General features: G+C 57.3%; 11 protein-coding genes. 3 read left to right on the forward strand and 8 right to left on the reverse strand.

The window, feature by feature from the left end; translation table 11 throughout:
• Nucleotides 1-49: 49 nt before the first annotated feature.
• The 3 genes from EJ361_RS21560 to EJ361_RS21570 are packed head-to-tail and all read right to left on the reverse strand — an operon-like array spanning nt 50 to nt 7,390.
• The gene (locus EJ361_RS21560) at nt 50-3,358 is read right to left on the reverse strand and encodes a glycoside hydrolase family 38 N-terminal domain-containing protein (RefSeq protein WP_205687077.1); all 3,309 of its coding nucleotides are present in this window, start codon (nt 3,356-3,358) and stop codon (nt 50-52) included.
• Nucleotides 3,359-3,368: 10 nt separating this feature from the next.
• The gene (locus EJ361_RS21565) at nt 3,369-4,754 is read right to left on the reverse strand and encodes a sugar porter family MFS transporter (protein ID WP_126248219.1); all 1,386 of its coding nucleotides are present in this window, start codon (nt 4,752-4,754) and stop codon (nt 3,369-3,371) included.
• A 17-nt stretch (nt 4,755-4,771) separates the two neighbouring features.
• Entirely contained in the window at nt 4,772-7,390 is a 2,619-nt protein-coding gene (locus tag EJ361_RS21570) for an ROK family protein (protein ID WP_126248221.1), read from the reverse strand.
• A 220-nt stretch (nt 7,391-7,610) separates the two neighbouring features.
• Here EJ361_RS21570 and EJ361_RS21575 point away from each other — a divergent pair, with 220 nt between their 5' ends.
• Nucleotides 7,611-9,218 carry a S1 family peptidase gene (locus EJ361_RS21575; RefSeq protein WP_164714356.1) on the forward strand — a complete coding sequence of 536 codons (1,608 nt, stop codon included), beginning with the start codon at nt 7,611-7,613 and terminating at the stop codon, nt 9,216-9,218.
• Nucleotides 9,219-9,347: 129 nt separating this feature from the next.
• On the forward strand, nt 9,348-9,809 hold the full coding sequence (locus EJ361_RS21580; RefSeq protein WP_126248225.1) for a hypothetical protein: 462 nt from the start codon (nt 9,348-9,350) through the stop codon (nt 9,807-9,809).
• Nucleotide 9,810: 1 nt separating this feature from the next.
• Here EJ361_RS21580 and EJ361_RS21585 read toward each other — a convergent pair whose 3' ends face one another.
• Both EJ361_RS21585 and EJ361_RS21590 read right to left on the reverse strand, forming a co-directional pair.
• Complete coding sequence (locus tag EJ361_RS21585) at nt 9,811-10,536, reverse strand: SDR family NAD(P)-dependent oxidoreductase (RefSeq protein WP_126248227.1); 726 nt, start codon at nt 10,534-10,536, stop codon at nt 9,811-9,813.
• A 93-nt stretch (nt 10,537-10,629) separates the two neighbouring features.
• Nucleotides 10,630-12,807, reverse strand: a complete 2,178-nt coding sequence (locus tag EJ361_RS21590) for a discoidin domain-containing protein (RefSeq protein ID WP_126248229.1) — start codon at nt 12,805-12,807, stop codon at nt 10,630-10,632.
• A gap of 370 nt (nt 12,808-13,177) precedes the next feature.
• On the opposite strand from EJ361_RS21590, the gene EJ361_RS21595 reads away from it, so the two are divergent.
• Complete coding sequence (locus EJ361_RS21595) at nt 13,178-15,556, forward strand: cellulase family glycosylhydrolase (protein WP_126248231.1); 2,379 nt, start codon at nt 13,178-13,180, stop codon at nt 15,554-15,556.
• Nucleotides 15,557-15,611: 55 nt separating this feature from the next.
• Here EJ361_RS21595 and EJ361_RS21600 read toward each other — a convergent pair whose 3' ends face one another.
• Genes EJ361_RS21600 through EJ361_RS21610 form a run of 3 tightly spaced genes read right to left on the reverse strand, consistent with a single transcriptional unit; the run spans nt 15,612 to nt 17,012 of the window.
• Nucleotides 15,612-16,061, reverse strand: a complete 450-nt coding sequence (locus EJ361_RS21600; protein WP_126248233.1) for a DUF1569 domain-containing protein — start codon at nt 16,059-16,061, stop codon at nt 15,612-15,614.
• Nucleotides 16,045-16,479, reverse strand: coding sequence for a VOC family protein (locus EJ361_RS21605; RefSeq protein WP_126248235.1), 435 nt, complete (start codon nt 16,477-16,479; stop codon nt 16,045-16,047). The genes EJ361_RS21600 and EJ361_RS21605 overlap by 17 nt, the downstream gene beginning before the upstream one ends.
• 50 nt (nt 16,480-16,529) lie before the next feature.
• Nucleotides 16,530-17,012 (reverse strand): helix-turn-helix domain-containing protein, encoded by a 483-nt coding sequence (locus EJ361_RS21610; RefSeq protein WP_126248237.1) that lies wholly within the window; start codon nt 17,010-17,012, stop codon nt 16,530-16,532.
• Nucleotides 17,013-17,053 lie beyond the last annotated feature (41 nt).

A 17,053-nucleotide genomic window follows, 5' to 3' on the forward strand; every position in this document is an offset into this window, starting at 1 on the left:
AAGGCTCCGCTTGTTTAAAGCGGAGCCTTTTTTTTATGCGGCGGCATTATTATGGAACAATAATGAATTCATGGACCCCCATGGCCGGGAGGCTGATGTCCGCATCCGGCGCAGATCGTTCGCTGCTTTGCAAACGCTGTATGCCGGAGGGTTTCAGCGATCCCCATACGAACTTCGTGCTTTGGGCGGTTTTTTCCGGGTTGAACAACCGCACCATGAGGCTGCCGTCTTCCTGCGGCGTGATGGAAGTGGCGATGATGGCGGGATTGCTAAGGCCGAAGAGGCTCTGCGGTGCCGTGGCCCCGGCTTTCAGCGGGAAGCTCAGGAAGGGCTGGGTGAACATGGCCGCGGCCTTTTCCATGTCGGCGCCGCTGCTTTCAGCATGGGGGCGCAAAGCGTACCGGTAGCTGCTCACGCCTTCCTGGTCGGATTTGTAATTGGTATGCCAGTAATTATTCATGACGTACGCGAACCACGTGGCCGTGGGCTTCCCGTCTTTCCGCCATTCCTTATGGCTTTGCGAAATGGTCAACCGCTCGTCGATCATGGCGCCGGGCTCTACCATCGGCGTTTCGAGCAGCATCCATTGAACACCGCGTTTGTCATCGGAAACGTTCAGCCACCGGCGGCCATAGAGGAAATCCATGTTGGAGCCGGGAAGCTGGTCGCCCAGGTAGCGCATGGTGCCATAACCCGCGTCCAGTGTAGTTTTGGGCGACGAGATGCCGAAGGGGAACCCGAAATGCAGCGCTTCCTTGCTGCGCACGGGCTTTTTGTCGACGATGTTCTCTATCACCGCTTCTTTCGCGCCGGCATAGAGGATGATGCGCTTTTCGAGGGAGCGCGCGCCGGGAGCTTCGCCTTTCAGGGAAATGACCGTCACCACCGGCCCTTCGTCGATAACGCTGGCGGTGAGCGCAGGCGTGGTTTGCGCGCCGGCAGGGTCTTTGCCGGGAACGTACCAGTAACTGTTCAGGCCCTGTTCGCCGAACTGGCCGGCGAGGTTATGTCCGTCGGGCCCGGAAAGCTCCGTGATACTCCCGTTCCCTGGATGCCACGCCAGCGAAACGAATCCGTTGGAAATGGATTGCGCGCCGCGTTTGAACGGTATTGCGGCTTTAACGGTTTCGCCGGAAACGGTGTAAACGGCCGATCCGAATGGTGGAACATTTTCTGCGATGAACGCGTAGCGGCCGTTATGGATTTTTTGCAGGGGGGATTTTTTTCCATTCGCATCTTTCACCGACGCACCTGCCACCTGAATTTCAACAGGCCCGGAGGCCGGCCATGAGTGCGTATTCACGACGACGATCTTTTTAGAAGTTGCGTCTGTAAACGGTTCGAGGAGGAATGTGGCCAGCGCGTCCGTCTGCTGGTCGCCGTCCTGCATGAACTGCTTTTTGATCCGCCATTGCTCTGTCACGAAATCGACATCGGGTTGGGTGATGCTGTTATGCGCGCCCCAGGTATGTTCGTGGAACATGAGGATGTTGGTCCAGGCTTCGTAAAACTGCTGGCCGGAATAACGTTTCGGCGACAGGATGGCGTAAGCGTTGGCGATCTGCTGGAGGCGCAGGCTGTTGACACGGTTCTTCCCTTCTTCCTGCGCGGTGGAAGCCGCGCCGTCTTCCCAATAAGGCGTGATGTCTCCGGAAACTACCGGTAAATCTTTCCCGTATTGCTTTTCGAATGCAGGGAAAAGGCGGTCGGGCGTGGAAAGCACGATCTTCGGGGACGAATATTTTTCATTCCATTCTTTCACGAAACGGCTGATGGCCGTGTCTATCGGCCCATTGTCCGCCACCACGTTGTAGCGCCATTGCACGAGGGGGTAGGGGTAATTTTTGTTGTCCAGTTCCTGGAGGTATTCCGCGATTTTCTTCGCGCCCCGGTCGAAAATGGCGCCGGGTGCGGTACCATGCCAGGAAGAATACCCTTTCGCGCCCGTCCAGAAGAGGATTTTCTCTTCTCCCGACGGACTTTTCCAGTAAACCGGCTTATCGCCCCAGGTACGCACGAAATGCCCGACGCGGTCGCCGAGGTAGGGATGGTTTTCGCCCAGGTAGTTCGGGCCGCTGGAGAAATATTTTACGCCTCCTTTCGCCAGGGCCGTCACGGTAGACCAGGTATACCCCGGCACATCGGAGATCATGGCGCTGGGAATGGAAAACCCGAACTCCTTCTTCAATTGCTGCGCGTAGTCGGTGTAGTGGAACATTTCTTCCGGGAGGCTCAGCCCGGTAAGGATATTGGCGTAAAGTGCGGAAAGGCAGATATCGCCGTTTTTCACCGCCTGCACGAACGCGGCTTTACGGCCGGGGCCGGCCTGTTTCATCCAGTGCTCCACGGCCCACAACGATTCGATGTTCCAGCGGAATTTCGCTTCGTCGGGGTAATGCTTCGTGGACGCGATCATGTCGAGCGCATCGTCGATATTCTTGAGATGGATTTTCAGGACTTCCGGCTGCAGATGCGAATAGCCGATGTCGGTATGGGAATGGTGGATGAAATGCAGTTCGCGGTGGATGACCGGCGTGAGCTGCACGAATTTGTCGGTAATCACTTTCTTCCCGTCGAGCACTTTGATCCGGATGCTGTCTGCCCGCTGCACGGGCGTTACCGGCACATCGAAGGTGGAAAGGCCATCCGTCGCCACGAACGAATACGTTGCATTGCCGGCCACCACGCGAAACGTGCGGGGCATGCCGAAATGAAGGGCCGTCAGCGTGATGGGCTGCTTCCCGTTCCGCAACAGGAAGGGCTGCGGCGCGATGTCCACTTTTTCCTGGAACGTGAATTTGAAGGTCATGAACCAGTCGTTGCTTTGCTGTGCCTGTCCCACCACTTTCAATTCCACCGGTTTGCCGGGCTGAACGGCGGAAACGGGGAGCCGGAGAAAAGCGAGGCCGTGCGCGTCATTGGCGCCGTCGCGTTTTGTTTGCATGAACACGATCCGGCTGCTGTCTGGCCCGGCGTACGACCAGTTCGGGTTGCTGTTGCCTTGAATGGTGGTGAACGTCAGCACTTTTTTATTGTTGGCATACAGGTCCCAATGGCGGGTGCCGCTGTTGGTGGCCGACGAGTGGCCCGCCACCCAGCTGAAGTAGACATATTTCCCTTTCACCTTCGCGGGGACGGGGGCCGTTTCCCAGACGATTTCCTTGCGGCCGTCTGTGGCGCGGGTCAGCAGGGCGATGTTGGCATCGTCCGGGAAAGCCGAGAAATACCGGATATTTTCCCCGGAAATCTCTTTTTCGTACCCGCTGATCCAGTCGATCTGCCCGAGATACGGGACCGTTTTTTGCGCGGCCGCCTGCAGCGAACAGGCTGCCAGCGCGGCGATCGTAATCATCCTCATAGTCAGTTATTTATTGGCTGATGGGCAGCATCTCGCCGGAAGCGATCTCTTCCAGGGTTTTGCCCTTCGTTTCAAAAAGGTATTTTTTAGCGTAAAAGAAGGAGATGAGGCAACAGGCGGAAAAGATGAAGAACGTGGCCGCCACCCCGATACCGTCGCGCAGTATGGGGAAGAGGAGGTTCACCAGCCAGTCAGATACCCACATCGTCAGGATGCACATCGACAAAGCCGTTCCCCGAACATGCGTCGGGAAAATTTCCGTAGCGATGACGAATTTCAACGGCCCGAGCGAGAACGCGAAGAAAAGCAGGAACAGCATGATCGACAGGAGCATCGCCCATCCTGTAACCCCCGCCAGGAAGCAGGTGGCCGTGGCAGCCAGCGCAACCGCCGCGCAGAGCGAACCTACGATATACAGCGGCCTTCTGCCCAGGGAGTCGACTTTCCAGATGGCAATGAAGGTGAACAACGTGTTGGCCGCGCCGAGCATCACCTGGTACAATAAGGCGTCGCTCGCTACGATGCCGGTGCTTTTCAGGATGGTGGGTCCGTAGAAAATAACCGCATTGATGCCGCTGAACTGCGACAGGGCCGTGAGTACCGCGGCCATGACGAGTAAATTCCGCAGGGGAGGGCGCATCAGTTCGTTGAACCCGCCGGCCGGTTTTTGCGACAGGGCGGTGATGGCGGCCATTTCGCGGCGCGCTTCTTCCGGGCCGCTGATGCTGGTGAGAATGGAAAGGGCTTCGTCGTTCCGGCCGTATTGCGCCAGCCAGCGCGGGCTTTCCGGTACGATGGTCAGCAGCAGGAAAAACACGCCGGCCGGCAGCGCGCCCACGAGGAACATGCCTCTCCATACTTCCGCCGTAAAAAGCCAGCCCCAAACGCCGGCGGTGCTGGCGCCTGCCGCGTGGCGCTGGATGAAAAGGTTGCTGATGTATGCGCAGAGGATGCCGATGGTGATGGCGAGCTGGTAAAACGTGACGAGCCGCCCGCGCTGGTGAGCCGGCGCCAGCTCGGAAATATACAGCGGCGAAATGTTGGAAGCCACGCCCACGCCCATTCCGGCAAGTATCCGGAACCCGATGAGCATGGTGTAGGAGGTGGACCAGGCGAATCCGGCGGCACTGACGAGAAACAGGATGGCGGCGAGGAACAGCACTTTCTTGCGGCCGATACGGTCGCTGAGGTTGCCGGAAAACAATACGCCGATAATGCAGCCCAGCAGCGCGCAGGACACGAACCAGCCTTCCTGTGAGGCGGAAAGGCCGAACTGGGATTTCACGGGGTCGATGATACCGCTGACCACGGCCATGTCGAACCCGAAAAGAAACCCGCCCAGCGCGGCGATGAGCGTAACGGTGATGGTAAAGAACTGTTGACGGTTTGGCTTCATAACGCAGGATTTATAATTCAGCAATGATCGTCTTTAACGTACGCTACCACGAGGAACGCAGGGCTTTCGCCATCGTTCCTGCATATGTAGGCATTTGCCTCCGCCGGCACCACGAAGGTTTCCGCAAAGTGGAACTTTTGTGATGATCCGCCGCAGGCCACGCTGACCGCGGATCCCGAAACGAGCATGCAGATGTGGCATTGCCCGTTGGTGGGGATCTCCACGGTGCCGGTGAACTCGTACCGGTCAACGGTATAGAAATGCTCCGGGTGGGTGGGCAGGTGGATTCTTCGGCCGGTGTCCCAACTCCGTGTGATTTGCGGTTGGGAAATCAGTTGTTTCCGGACCTGGTCGCCCTTTCGGTCGAAATACAGGTTGGCGAAGGCATGATCGAGGTGGATGGGGCGCGGCTGGCCGTTGAGGCCGGGGCGGAGCCAGTCGTACATTTTAAATGTGAAAATGTAGGGCGTACTGCTGATCTCCAGCACGAGGTTGTTTTTCCCGGAAGCGTGAACGGTGCCGTTGGGAATGAGGTAGAGCCCGTGTTTTTCCGCGGGGAACCGCTGCACATACCGCTCCACTTCCAGCGGGATGGATTTTTCCTGTGCGTCGTTCAATGCGGTACGGAATTCCCCCGGATCGATGTTCTCCTGGAAACCGAGGTATACAGCGGCTTCCGGCTCGCAGTCGAGGATGTAATACGTTTCGTCTTGCGTGAAATTTTCCCCGAAATGTTCGCGGACGTATTCCGGGCGCGGATGGCACTGGATAGACAGGTTGCCGCCGTCGTAAGTGTCGAGGAAGTCGAAGCGAATGGGAAATTCGCTGCCGAAGCGATGGGCCGCTTTGCCGAGGAGTTGCTGGTTGTTGCGGTACAGGAGGAAGTCGAACGACACCTCCATCAGCAGGCCTTCCCCTTCCAGCACGATCCCGTTTTCGGGGGTGATCAGTTCGAAAGACCAGGCGTAATTCACTTCGTCGGGATTGAGGCCGGCGAGGTGCTTTTTCATCCAGTTCCCGCCCCAAACGCCGGCTTCGAACCAGGGCCGGGCGCGGAAAGGGGTGCGCAGAAGCTGGTCGAGCGAGGCGCGGAAATCATCGCCGGTCATGAAGGTGACATTGTCTGGACGTTGCGCGTCGGCCATGATGGCGATTCGCGACAGGAGGGAAGCTTTATGCAGGTTGAGCACCGGCCAATCTGCGAAGTAACAGCGTTTATACGTTGCCGTTTCCGATCCGATGTTGGTGATGCTGCCGGCCCGCATGCGGTATTGAATTTCGTTTTTGGGAACGTCGGCGTAGACCAGCAATCCTTCGGGGGAAGCGAGCGAAGCGCCCGTTCCATATACGATGTGGATGCCGGGTGTGCCGGCAGGCTTGAGCATGGCGAGTTTGGACGGATCGAAGAAATCCCCCAGCGCGCCGGTGTACTTTTTCCCGAACACGGGATCGTTGCCCCCGAGTGAAGCGGCGACTTTTTCATCGATGACGGAAGTATCGTACAGGCAGGCATCCACGTCGTACCAGTGCGCGGGAATCCCGCGGCGCTGCAATGCGGCGTGCAATTGCGAACGGAAGTTTTCCCACAGCATGCCGCCAAACCCGTCTATCACCACCCGCGTTTCTCCCGCTATTTTTTCTGCCAGCGCATCGAATCCTTCCGCAACCGTGCGGCCGGTTTTGCAGGAAGGGAAAATATTATAACCTTCCGTTGATTGCACCTGAACGGGCAGCAACGGCTGGGAACTGAGGCGTACAGGCCGTTTGGGGGAAGTTTCTTTCAGCGTGGCGGCGCCTGCGAGGATGCAGGGCTCTGTTTCCAGGCAGTATGCCAGGTGGATGTTCAGTCCGTTCAATCGCTGCAGCAGCGCGGGCCCGAAGTGCGCAGCCGCCCGGGCGATATTGCCGCCGATCACGAGCTCCTTACATGCAAACGCTTCCAGCCTGGGGCGAAGAAATGCGCCGAGGTTGTCGCCGAAGGTTTCGAAAATGGGGAGGGCGGTTTCGATGTGGGCCGTGGCCATTTCGCGGACGGAAGTAATAGTTTGTCCGGTGGCGGCGGCGAAGGCGCGCAGGAGCCAGCGGGTCGAAAAATAATCGTCGGCCGGGGCGTCTCCGAACGGTTGGTCGAAAAACGCGCCGGATGCGGGAATGCCCGGGCCTGATCCGGCCAGTTCGCCATCTACCAGGAAGGCCGATCCGAAACCGGTGCCCAGCGTCAGCAGTATGGTTTTTTCCCCTTTCAGTTGCATGCGCTGCTGCGCGCCCAGCGCGAAACAATGTGCATCGTTCGCAAAAAGTACCGGCAAACCCGCGGTTTCCGGCCTGTCTTGCAACGCCTGCATCACATGTAGCCCGAAGAGCTGCCCGAATTTCCCCACTGATGCCGGGATGGCGCAGACGCCTTTTTTGTAATCGAACGGACCGGGAAATGCGATCCCGATTGCTACCGTCCCTTCCATCATCACCTCGCCGATGCATGCGGCAATGGTGTCGATGACGGCCTCCGCCGGCGCTTGCGAATCCAGCTGGCGATGCGCCATGCGCAAGGGCGCGTCTGGCGCTCCGTCATTAAATATTCCGGCGGAAACATGGCTCCCGCCTACATCCACCCCAATTCGTCTTTGTGCTTGCATGTAGATTAATATCGGTCTTTTGATGTTACTGATCACCCTGTTAAGGATACGTTCGGTCTCGCCGGGATTCCCGGTGGACGGGTAACGTTTCGGGCCTGTTCACTGTTTATACAATCGTATTGTACATATGTACAAACATATTCAATTTGTCGTTCGGTACAAAAATATTTTTGTACAGGCGGTAAGAATGGTGCAAGTGAGGGCTTTATATAGTATGTTTTTGAAGAAAGCGGCCCTGTTGGCCACAACTCTCGGGTGGATGACGGTCTGTTTACCGGTGGCGGGGCAGGATGGCATTTCCGCCACAACGGCCGTCCAGCAAGCGATCCTTACATCCGGTCGTGCGGTGGTGAAGGTTTTTGCGTTCGATACGGTGCAGCAGGTGCAAACCGGCGGACCGTTCAGCGCCGTCGTCGTTTCGGCGGATGGGTTCCTGCTGACGGCCGCCCATGCTTCGCGCCCGGGACATACCTACCTCGTCACGTTCCCCGGCGGGAAAACCGCAGTGGCTGTAGGGATGGGCCGGATCGATACAGACGAAAAAGAAACGCTGCCAGACATCGCCACGATGAAGCTCCTCGCCGCCGGCCCCTGGCCTTTCGCGGAAATGGGCACAGCGGTGGGGAAGGGAGACGCCTGTATGATGCTGGCTTATCCGGAATCCACGGGGCTGCCGTTCCCCACGCTGCGTTTCGGGTTCGTCACCGATCCGGCCGACGGGCACGGATTCCTCGTTTCCGGATGCACGATGGAAGTGGGGGATTCCGGCGGGCCGGTTTTCGATATGAGCGGCAGGGTGATCGGGGTGAATAGTCGCTGCCAGGCGGCGGAAGCCCGCAATCACCACGTTCCTGTAACCGAATACAGGAAATATTGGTCGTCGCTCACGCGGCAAGCCAATTACCGGCAATACCCGCAACCCGACAGTGGTTGGGATCTGCCCGCTCCCCCTGCTATCGTCCCGCTGCTTCCGCCTGGTGCGCTGGTGATCCAGGGCGCGGCTTTGCTGGTCAGCAAAGGAAAAACGACGGGGGGAACGGTCTGGCGTTCCTGTAAGCGGGGAACGTTCATTATCGGGAAGCTTTCTGACCTGGGGGATACGGTTTGGTTGAAAGCCGCCGGTGGAAAGGGAGTGCGTTTGAAAGTAGTTGCACGCAATCCCGGGAACGATCTGGTATTACTGTATTCCGGAAAGGATCTTCGCTTGCCGGGTGTGGAAAATCTCTTGCGAAACTTGGAGGAGCCTGCGCCCGGCGGGTTCCTGTTCGCCGCGCTGCCGGGCGGAAAGCAGAAAAGAGGGATTACCGGCACCGGGACTTTCGACATGCCGCCCCGCCTCGGCAGCGGGTATTTCGGCGCGAAACTGGTGGACAAAAACACCGCTGTCGCCATTGCATTTCTCGACCCGGAGGGCCCAGCGGCGCGGAGCGGCTTTTTGCCGGACGATCAACTGTTGCGCATCAACGGTCTTCCATCCACAGGCTTCATCAACGATCTCCAGCATTATCAACCCCATCAAACCATCACCGTTACCTTTCAGCGCGGCGACAGCCTCCTCCGCCAATCAGTCACCCTCGCGCAGCGCCCCGAAGCGCCGGCCAGCAACCATCCCGCAGAAATGTATGAAGGTGGGAAAAGCGCGCGCAGAGATGGGTTCACCAAAGTGTGGTTCAGCGACATGCATATCTCATCCACCGAATGCGGTTCACCTGTTTTTGACGATCAGGCCCGGTTCTGCGGGATCGCCATCGCCCGGTACAGCCGCACTGCGACCGTGATCCTGCACGCTACGGAGATCGTTCGCTGGATGGGATCGCTGTCGCTTTGATTTCAAATACTGCGAAGTCGCCGAGATCCTCCGTCTTTCCATCAAAACCCCGGAGGCCCGGATGGCCATCGCCCAACCTGACCCCTGTGATGGTATTTCCGGAAGATTACCATTAATTTGTGGCGGATTATGAAATACCTCTTTACCACATACAGTTCGTTTTTCTATGCAGCTTTCATCGCGTGCTTAACATACCTGTTGATGGAAGGCGAGAAACTCAATATCGTCGTCGATTATGAATACTATACCTTAACTACCCGGTCGGGATTGTTGTATGCAGCCATGGTGATGGGGTTGATATGGTTGATTTATATCGGGCAGGATTCTTTTTTGTATTCGAAAAAGCTCATCTGGCTGCATTTCGGCTGCACATTGCTGGCGGTGTCTGCCACGTGCTGGTATCATTCACAGGGATTTCAAGGGAGATACGTGTCCTTAAATCAGGGTGGGGCGGCTTCTCGATATGGTGGCGGATCGGGCACACATCAATATTATGTTTTACCTTATAGCTGGCTGCTGGTGCTGCTCTTCATAGCTGCCCAGGCCGTTTATATCACGCATGTCGTGAAGGGGCGGACCTCCCGCTACTAGGTTACGGCAATTTCGCCACGAGTTTTTCCGGCGCATATTTCAGGAACAGATGGATGAGCTTCCATTTCCATCCCGGTACAATGGTAAAACCGTTCCCGGCATGCACTACCGCTTTCGCGATGAAGGCGGGCTCCATGATGAGGGATTCCGGCAGGTCGAGGCCGGCGGTCATCTTACTGCGGATGTATCCCGCCACGATCACGTTCACGATCACATTCCGGGGAAACAAATGCTGCCGCAACCCGGCGAGATATTGGGTGAAAGCCGATTTGGTGCTTCCATATATGAAATTGCTTTTCCTGCCCCTTACGCCCGAGAGCGACGATAACCCCACGATCCGCTCCAGTCCCCGGTTTTCCACATCCCCGGCAATGATATTCAGGATGGATACGGCGCCGGCATAATGTACCTGCATCATCCGGAAACTCCCGTTAAAATCCACCAAAGCCTGCTCCTGCGGCACCTGGAACCCCGCGGCATACAATACGATCTGCGGCTTTTCGGGCAGCGACCGGTAAAACGCTTCATGCCCCGCGAAATCCGTAGCGTCGAAATACAGGACGGTAACGTCAGCCCCTTTCGGTACGGATGTCTGCACAAAGCTTTCCAGCTCCGCGGTACTGCGGGATGCGGCGATGATACGGCAGCCCCGGTCCGCATACAGCATGATGGCGGCTTTGGCCACATCGGAATTGGCGCCGAGAATAAGAACGGTTTTGGGATGCATGCAATCGGTTTGGCCGGTAAAGGTAATCGTTCGGAACGAAAAAAGGTTGCGGACGAACGCCGCAACCTTTTCTGACAGACCGTATGGATCATGCTACAACTTCTGGACCTTCCGGGAAACGCTTTTACCATGATGCTGCAATAGCAAAATATAAGTGCCCCGCTGCAGGCGGGCGCCGTTCACCGGGTAGGTATGCCTGCCCTGCTGGAGCATACCGTCCACCATCACATCTACCGTCCTGCCCTGCATGTCTACCAGCGCCAGGCGCGTTCTGCCGGGCTCCGGAAGGGTAAATGTTACGTTGGCCGTAAGCTGGAAAGGATTGGGGTAGTGGTTGAGTTCCGTGGTTTCTATCTTCGCTTCTTCCGGTAGTTTTACTGCGGATATCGACTGCAATCCACTACCGGTAAGGACGTCCACCTCCGTATAACTGTTCCACGCATTTACGCTGTTACCATGCCCTACGATCCGCACATACCTGGCGGATTGCGGTGTGATGGAAAAGGTTTCTGCGTTCAGGGACGTGCCGCTGCTACTGAGGTCCGCGGCGGCGGTAGTCCACGACGCGCCGTCTTGCGACAACAGAATATCAAAGGAAGAACTTCTCGCATTCCCGTTGTAAAACGCGATCGCAACCCCGGATACGGTTTGCGGCGATCCGAGGCAGAACTGTATCCATTGCCCGTCGCCACTGGCCGACCAGCGGGTGTTCAAGTCATTATCGAGCACGTTCGCCGGTACGTTGCCATCGTCTCCGCTCGCGGAAACGGGCAGGCACGGGGGGTCCGTGGCTACGTTCACTTTCACTTCCGTATAACTGTTCCACGCATTCACGCTGTTGCCATGCCCGAGGATGCGCACGTATTTGGCGGTTTGCGCCGTGATGTTAAAGGTTTCCAGCTGGAGGGAAGTGCCGCTGCTGGAAACATTGGTAGCCGCGTTCGTCCATGTAGTGCCGTTTTGCGACAGCTGGATGTCGAAGCTGGAAGAGCGCACATTCCCGTTATAGAACGCGATCTGCACGCCGGTCACCGTTTGCGCGGTAGTGAGGCAGAACTGGATCCATTGCCCGTCTCCACTGGCCGACCAGCGGGTATTCAGGTCATTGTCCAGCACGTTCGCCGGTACGTTCCCGTCGTCTGCGCTGGCCGCCACCGGCACGCAGGAGGGCGCGGCGTTCACGGTGATATTGACGGCCGGTGTGGTCGTTGAGGCGTTGTCGTTATCGGTCGCTTTCGCGGTGATGGCGTAGCTGCCGGCCGCTACATTGCTCCAGGTGATGCTGTAGGGCGACGAAGCATCTTCGCCGATTTTGGTAGCACCCTGGAAAAATTCCACTTTGGAAACGGAGCCGTCGCTATCCGCCGCATTCGCGGAAACGGTGATGCTGGCGGGTGCCGTGAAGGTGGTGTTGGCGGCGGGCGAAGTGAGGCTCACGGTAGGCGGGGTATTGCTGCCGATGTCGCTTGGACAAAGGTCTGTGGTGCTTTTGGCCACGCAAATGTCAGCGAGGAAAACGGTTTCGTCGCGGAGGTAGGAGGGGCTGTTAAGACTGCGGTAGAACCCTAATTTCGGGGCGCCGTATCCTGCGCCGTCTTCCCACATGTCGATGTTATTGTTGGTGTACGACAACAGGGTAACGCCGTCGCTCAGCCGTTTGATGACGAATTGCAGCGTGCCCGCATCGTCGTGTTTGATCCTGACGTATGCTTCCACCCACACGCCGAGGAAGAGATTGAGGTCGGCGCTGGCTTTCACGCCGCCGCTTCCCGGGTGGCCGATTTCCATTTTGTTATTGTAGCGGGGGGTAAGGTGAAGGATGGGGGCCCCGCTGCCGTGGCCATTTCCATAAGCTTTGAGCTGCATGATGTGGGTGAAGTTGGGCGATGCCTGGAAATTGGCGTCCAGCTTAAACTTCCAGCGGTAATGGGAAGTAGAGCCCTTCGTGCCCTGCTGCTGCGATCCATTGCCGCGCAGCTCGATCCGCTGGCGGTCGGTGGCGCCGCAACGGTCGTCGTCGAGGTCGCGGTGAAGGGTAAATGCGAACACATACTTGCCGAGCGCCGCGTCCATCACTTCCGCGATGTGGCGGACGGCGTGCCCGCAGTCGGGCGATTCTACATTGTAGCCTTTTGATTCCAGTAATTCATACGTGTTGCCGGGCCCGTCGGCCACGGCGTTGGATTGGCCGTTGGCAGACCCTGTTCCGAGGAAAAGGGCAAGGGATAGCAGCCAGGCCGGCCTGCAGCGCGATAAGTAATTGTGGTTCATGGTGCGTAGGGTTTGAGCTTTGGTAAAACAATGATTTTCATACACGTGAAATATGGAGGCGGATTGGCGGAAATTGGGAGTGCGGGCGGATTACAGTCGGCCGTAACTCGATAAATCCATAACGGGAATTTTTTGTTTTGATGAATTTAGTTATATTTATGCAAACGATTGCACGAATTAACAAGAAAGTAGAAAAATATCGTGGATAGCGCGCTGCCCGAAAGCCCGGAGTATATTAAGGACACGTTATGAACAGCCAAGCCGTTTCCGCGATGCGTATTCCCATTGTTTACATCTGAAATGCAGGGCATGGATCATGCTCCTGGCACTGTATTGCCTTTGCATTATATAACCCGACAATAAAACCCGTATGAAAACACATCTAACCAAACTTTATGCGCTGGCCGCCTGGCTTTGCCTGTTCGCCATCCCGGCATCGGCCCAAACACCGGTTTCCCAGAATGGCCAGTTGCAGGTCATCGGCCTCAAACTCTGCAATCAATATGGCAACCCCATCCAGCTGCGGGGCATGAGCACGCACGGCATCCAATGGTACGGATGGGGGAGCTGCCTCACCGAAGCATCGCTCGACGCGCTGGCGTATGACTGGGGGGCCGACGTGCTGCGGATTTCGCTGTACGTGCAGGACGATGGCTACGAAACCGATCCGGCGGGCTTCACCGCCCAGGTGAACCGCCTCATCGAAGAAGCCACCGAGCGCGGGATGTACGCGCTGGTAGACTGGCACCAGCTCACGCCCGGCGATCCGAACTACAACCTGTCGAGAGCCAAAACCTTTTTCACGGCCATCGCCAATCAGCACAAGAACAAAAACAACATCATCTACGACGTCTGCAACGAGCCGAACGGCGTTACCTGGGCAAAGATCAAAACGTATGCAGACCAGATCATCCCCGTGATCCGCGCCATCGATTCGGATGCGGTAGTGCTCATCGGCACCCATGCATGGGGCTCCATGGGCGTGTCTGACGGGCGTTCGGCGCAGGATATCGTCAGCAATCCGCTCAGCTTCTCCAATATCATGTACACGTTCCATTTCTACGCGAAAGACCACCGGGCCGAATACCTCGAAGAACTCGACTGGGCCTCCGACCGCCTGCCGGTATTTGTGACGGAATTCGGTTCACAGGAAGCCACGGGCGACGGGCCCAACGATTTCACGATGACGCAGCAGTTCATCGATCTCATGCGCAACAAAAAGATCAGCTGGTGCAACTGGAATTATTCCGACGATTTCCGGAGCGGCGCCGTGTGGATAACGGGTACCTGCTCCGCCGGCCCCTGGACCACCGCCCGCCTGAAACCCGCCGGCGCATGGATCCGCCAGCGCATGCTGAGCCCGGCAGACGATTTCCCCACCGGCCCCACGAACCCCGCCTGCCAGCCCGTTTCCGCCAGTACAGACGACGGCAACGTACCGGCCAACGTGCTCGACGGCAACCTGGCCACGCGCTGGTCGGCCAGCGGCAACCCCCAATGGATCCAGTTCTGCCTGGCCGATACCGTAACCGTTACCGGCGTGAAAATCGCTTTCTACAACGGCAACATCCGCACGTCGAACTTCGACGTCCAGACGTCGCTGAACGGCAGCACCTGGGCCAACGCCATTACGGACCGCAACAGCAGCGGCACCAGCACCGCCCTCGAAACGTTCACTTTCACCGCGCAATCCGCCAAATACGTGCGGATCGTGGGGCACGGCAACAGCGTAAATGCATGGAACAGTTATACCGAAGTGCAGATCATGCAACAAACGAACGTTCCGCCGACCGTGAACCTGACCGCTCCGGCAAATGGCGCTACGTTCACGGCGCCCGCCAGCATCACCGTTTCCGCGAACGCTGCGGATAGCGATGGCTCCGTTTCGAAAGTGGAATTCTTCCAGGGCGCCACCAAGATCGGGGAATCGCTCTCATCGCCCTACAGCATCACCTGGAGCAATGTGGCCGCCGGCAATTACGCCATCACCGCGAAAGCCACCGACAACGGCAATACTTCCACCACATCGGCCGGGGTCAATATCACGGTGGGCGCCGCGCCCGCCTGTTTGCCGGTAAGCGCGAGCACGGACGACGGCAACGTTCCGGCCAACGTGCTCGACAACGATCTGAACACGCGCTGGTCGGCCAGTGGAGACGGGCAATGGATCCAGTTCTGCCTCACTACCGCGCAAACGGTGACCGGTGTACAGATCGCATTTTATAACGGGAGCGTGCGCACGTCGAATTTCGATATCCAGTTGTCGCAGAACGGCACCAGCTGGACGAACGCCGCCACCAATCTCACCAGCAGCGGCACGTCTACCCAGCTGGAAACCTTCTCCATTGCGCCGCAGTCTGCCAAATACGTGCGGATCGTGGGGCATGGCAACAGCGTGAACGCCTGGAACAGTTATACGGAAGTGAAGATCGTGACCGGCAGCGGGCTCCAGTCCATCGCAGCGGCCAAACTGCCGGAAGCGGGAGCCACCGCGGAACCGGAGCTCATCGCTTCCCCCAACCCCTTCACGTCGCGGCTGAACGTACAGTTCGTGCTGCGTAAGCCGGGGCAGGTGCGGCTGATACTTTTCGACATGAACGGGAAACCGGTAACGGTGTTGCAGGAAGGCCAGATGCAGGCCGGAAAGCACCATGTTTCCCATGCCTGCGGAGAACTGGCGCCGGCTACGTACATCCTGCAATTGCAGGCCGGTGGCAGATCGCTGTCGAAAAAGGTGCAGAAATTCTGATCATTTTTCCTGACCTGTAAGATCGGGGGGCAGGCCGCAAGGTTTGCTCCCTTTTTTATGCCCCGAACTGGCGGAGATGATGATCGTGGTGTTTGTAAGCGAAAATCCCGATCTGTTCTTCGGTCATCCTGCCGAAGAAATCGTGAACGAATTCCGGATTGGAGAACCGTTCGTACGCCTGCACGCCCTCGATCCAAAGCTTTTTCTGTTTTTCCACGTCGCCCTCCTCACTGACGGTAAACCTTTTGCCGGCGGGAGTATTTTTGGGCAGGGGCTTGTCGTTCCGGGTGTTGCTTTTCAGCGCCCATCTGCCGAAAATTTTCCCGAGGAAATCCTGCCGGTAATCTTCGGGTTGCGTGCCCTGGACCCATTCGTCCCAGATCGTGCAGTGTTTGGCCATCTGGTATACGTTCATCTTTCCCCAGTTCCGGCGGCTGTTTGGGCCGATTGTCCGGATGCGCCCGATGAGCTCATTGCGGGTGGATGGGTCAAATACTGTTTTCATGGCTGAAATTGTTGATGGGTTGAAGAGAGAAGTAGTTGCCCGAATCGTCTTTGAAGAAGGCTTCCGTGCCGTAGAATTCTTTGGTGGGCGGCTTGATGAATTCCACGCCTTTCGCCTTGAGCTCTTCGTAAGTGGCGTAAATATCGGAGCAGGTGAGCACGCCGCAACCGAAAACGCCCTGTTTGATTAGGGATATCAACGTTTCGGCGGTTTCTTTCGGGAACATTTTGCTCACCTTGACGGGGAACAGGACGATCTGGAGGTCGGGCTGCCCGGGCGGGGAAACGGTCAGCCAGCGGGAATCCGGGCCCATGGGGATATCGTCCACCACTTTGAACCCGAGCTTGTTCACGTAGAAGTCGTAGGCGCTGTCCTGGTTCAGCACATGAATGTTGGTAATGGTCATTTTGGTGATCATGTCAGTTTGTTTTTGATGATGCATCAAAGTTCCGGAACGGGCGGGAGATACTATTCTTCAAAATTGCTATTCTCGTGCAGCCCGAGGCGATGGGCGTAACAGCCGGGAATGAAGGACAGCGGCGTGGCGCGGATTTGCTCCCTGACGGATTTATGCCGCAGCAGGAAGGCCGACGGGGTTTCGCCGGTCAGTTTTTTGAACAGGCCGCTGAACGATGTCAGGCTCTGGAAACCCACGGAAAAGCAGGCTTCGGCAACGGATTTGTTTTGGCGGAGCAATTGCTGCGCCGCATCGATCCGGGTGGCCTGCAGGTATTGATGGGGCGTTTTCCCGTAAATGGATTTGAACAGGCGGATGAAGTGGAACTTGGAAAAGTAAGCCTCGTCGGAAATATTGTCCAGGTCGATCTCTTCCGCATAATTGGCGTCGATGTACAGCTTCGCCTGAACGATCCGCCGGTAAAGGTATACCTTCGGATATTCTTCCGCCTGGGCAGGCGATTGGGCGATATGTGGCAATTGCTTCGTTCCCATCCACTGCCAAATTACGGAAAGACCACTACTGCGGCGGGTGG

It is taken from the genome of Chitinophaga rhizosphaerae (assembly GCF_003958645.1).
Taxonomy (GTDB): Bacteria; Bacteroidota; Bacteroidia; order Chitinophagales; family Chitinophagaceae; genus Chitinophaga; species Chitinophaga rhizosphaerae.

Excerpts from the sequence above, each read along its gene's own strand:
- EJ361_RS21560 (WP_205687077.1), bottom strand. The coding sequence starts at position 3,358 with ATGAGGATGATTACGATCGCCGCGCTGGCAGCCTGTTCGCTGCAGGCG.
- EJ361_RS21565 (WP_126248219.1), bottom strand. The coding sequence starts at position 4,754 with ATGAAGCCAAACCGTCAACAGTTCTTTACCATCACCGTTACGCTCATC.
- EJ361_RS21570 (WP_126248221.1), bottom strand. The coding sequence starts at position 7,390 with ATGCAAGCACAAAGACGAATTGGGGTGGATGTAGGCGGGAGCCATGTT.
- EJ361_RS21580 (WP_126248225.1), top strand. The coding sequence starts at position 9,348 with ATGAAATACCTCTTTACCACATACAGTTCGTTTTTCTATGCAGCTTTC.
- EJ361_RS21585 (WP_126248227.1), bottom strand. The coding sequence starts at position 10,536 with ATGCATCCCAAAACCGTTCTTATTCTCGGCGCCAATTCCGATGTGGCC.
- EJ361_RS21590 (WP_126248229.1), bottom strand. The coding sequence starts at position 12,807 with ATGAACCACAATTACTTATCGCGCTGCAGGCCGGCCTGGCTGCTATCC.
- EJ361_RS21595 (WP_126248231.1), top strand. The coding sequence starts at position 13,178 with ATGAAAACACATCTAACCAAACTTTATGCGCTGGCCGCCTGGCTTTGC.
- EJ361_RS21600 (WP_126248233.1), bottom strand. The coding sequence starts at position 16,061 with ATGAAAACAGTATTTGACCCATCCACCCGCAATGAGCTCATCGGGCGC.
- EJ361_RS21605 (WP_126248235.1), bottom strand. The coding sequence starts at position 16,479 with ATGATCACCAAAATGACCATTACCAACATTCATGTGCTGAACCAGGAC.
- EJ361_RS21610 (WP_126248237.1), bottom strand. The coding sequence starts at position 17,012 with ATGGGAACGAAGCAATTGCCACATATCGCCCAATCGCCTGCCCAGGCG.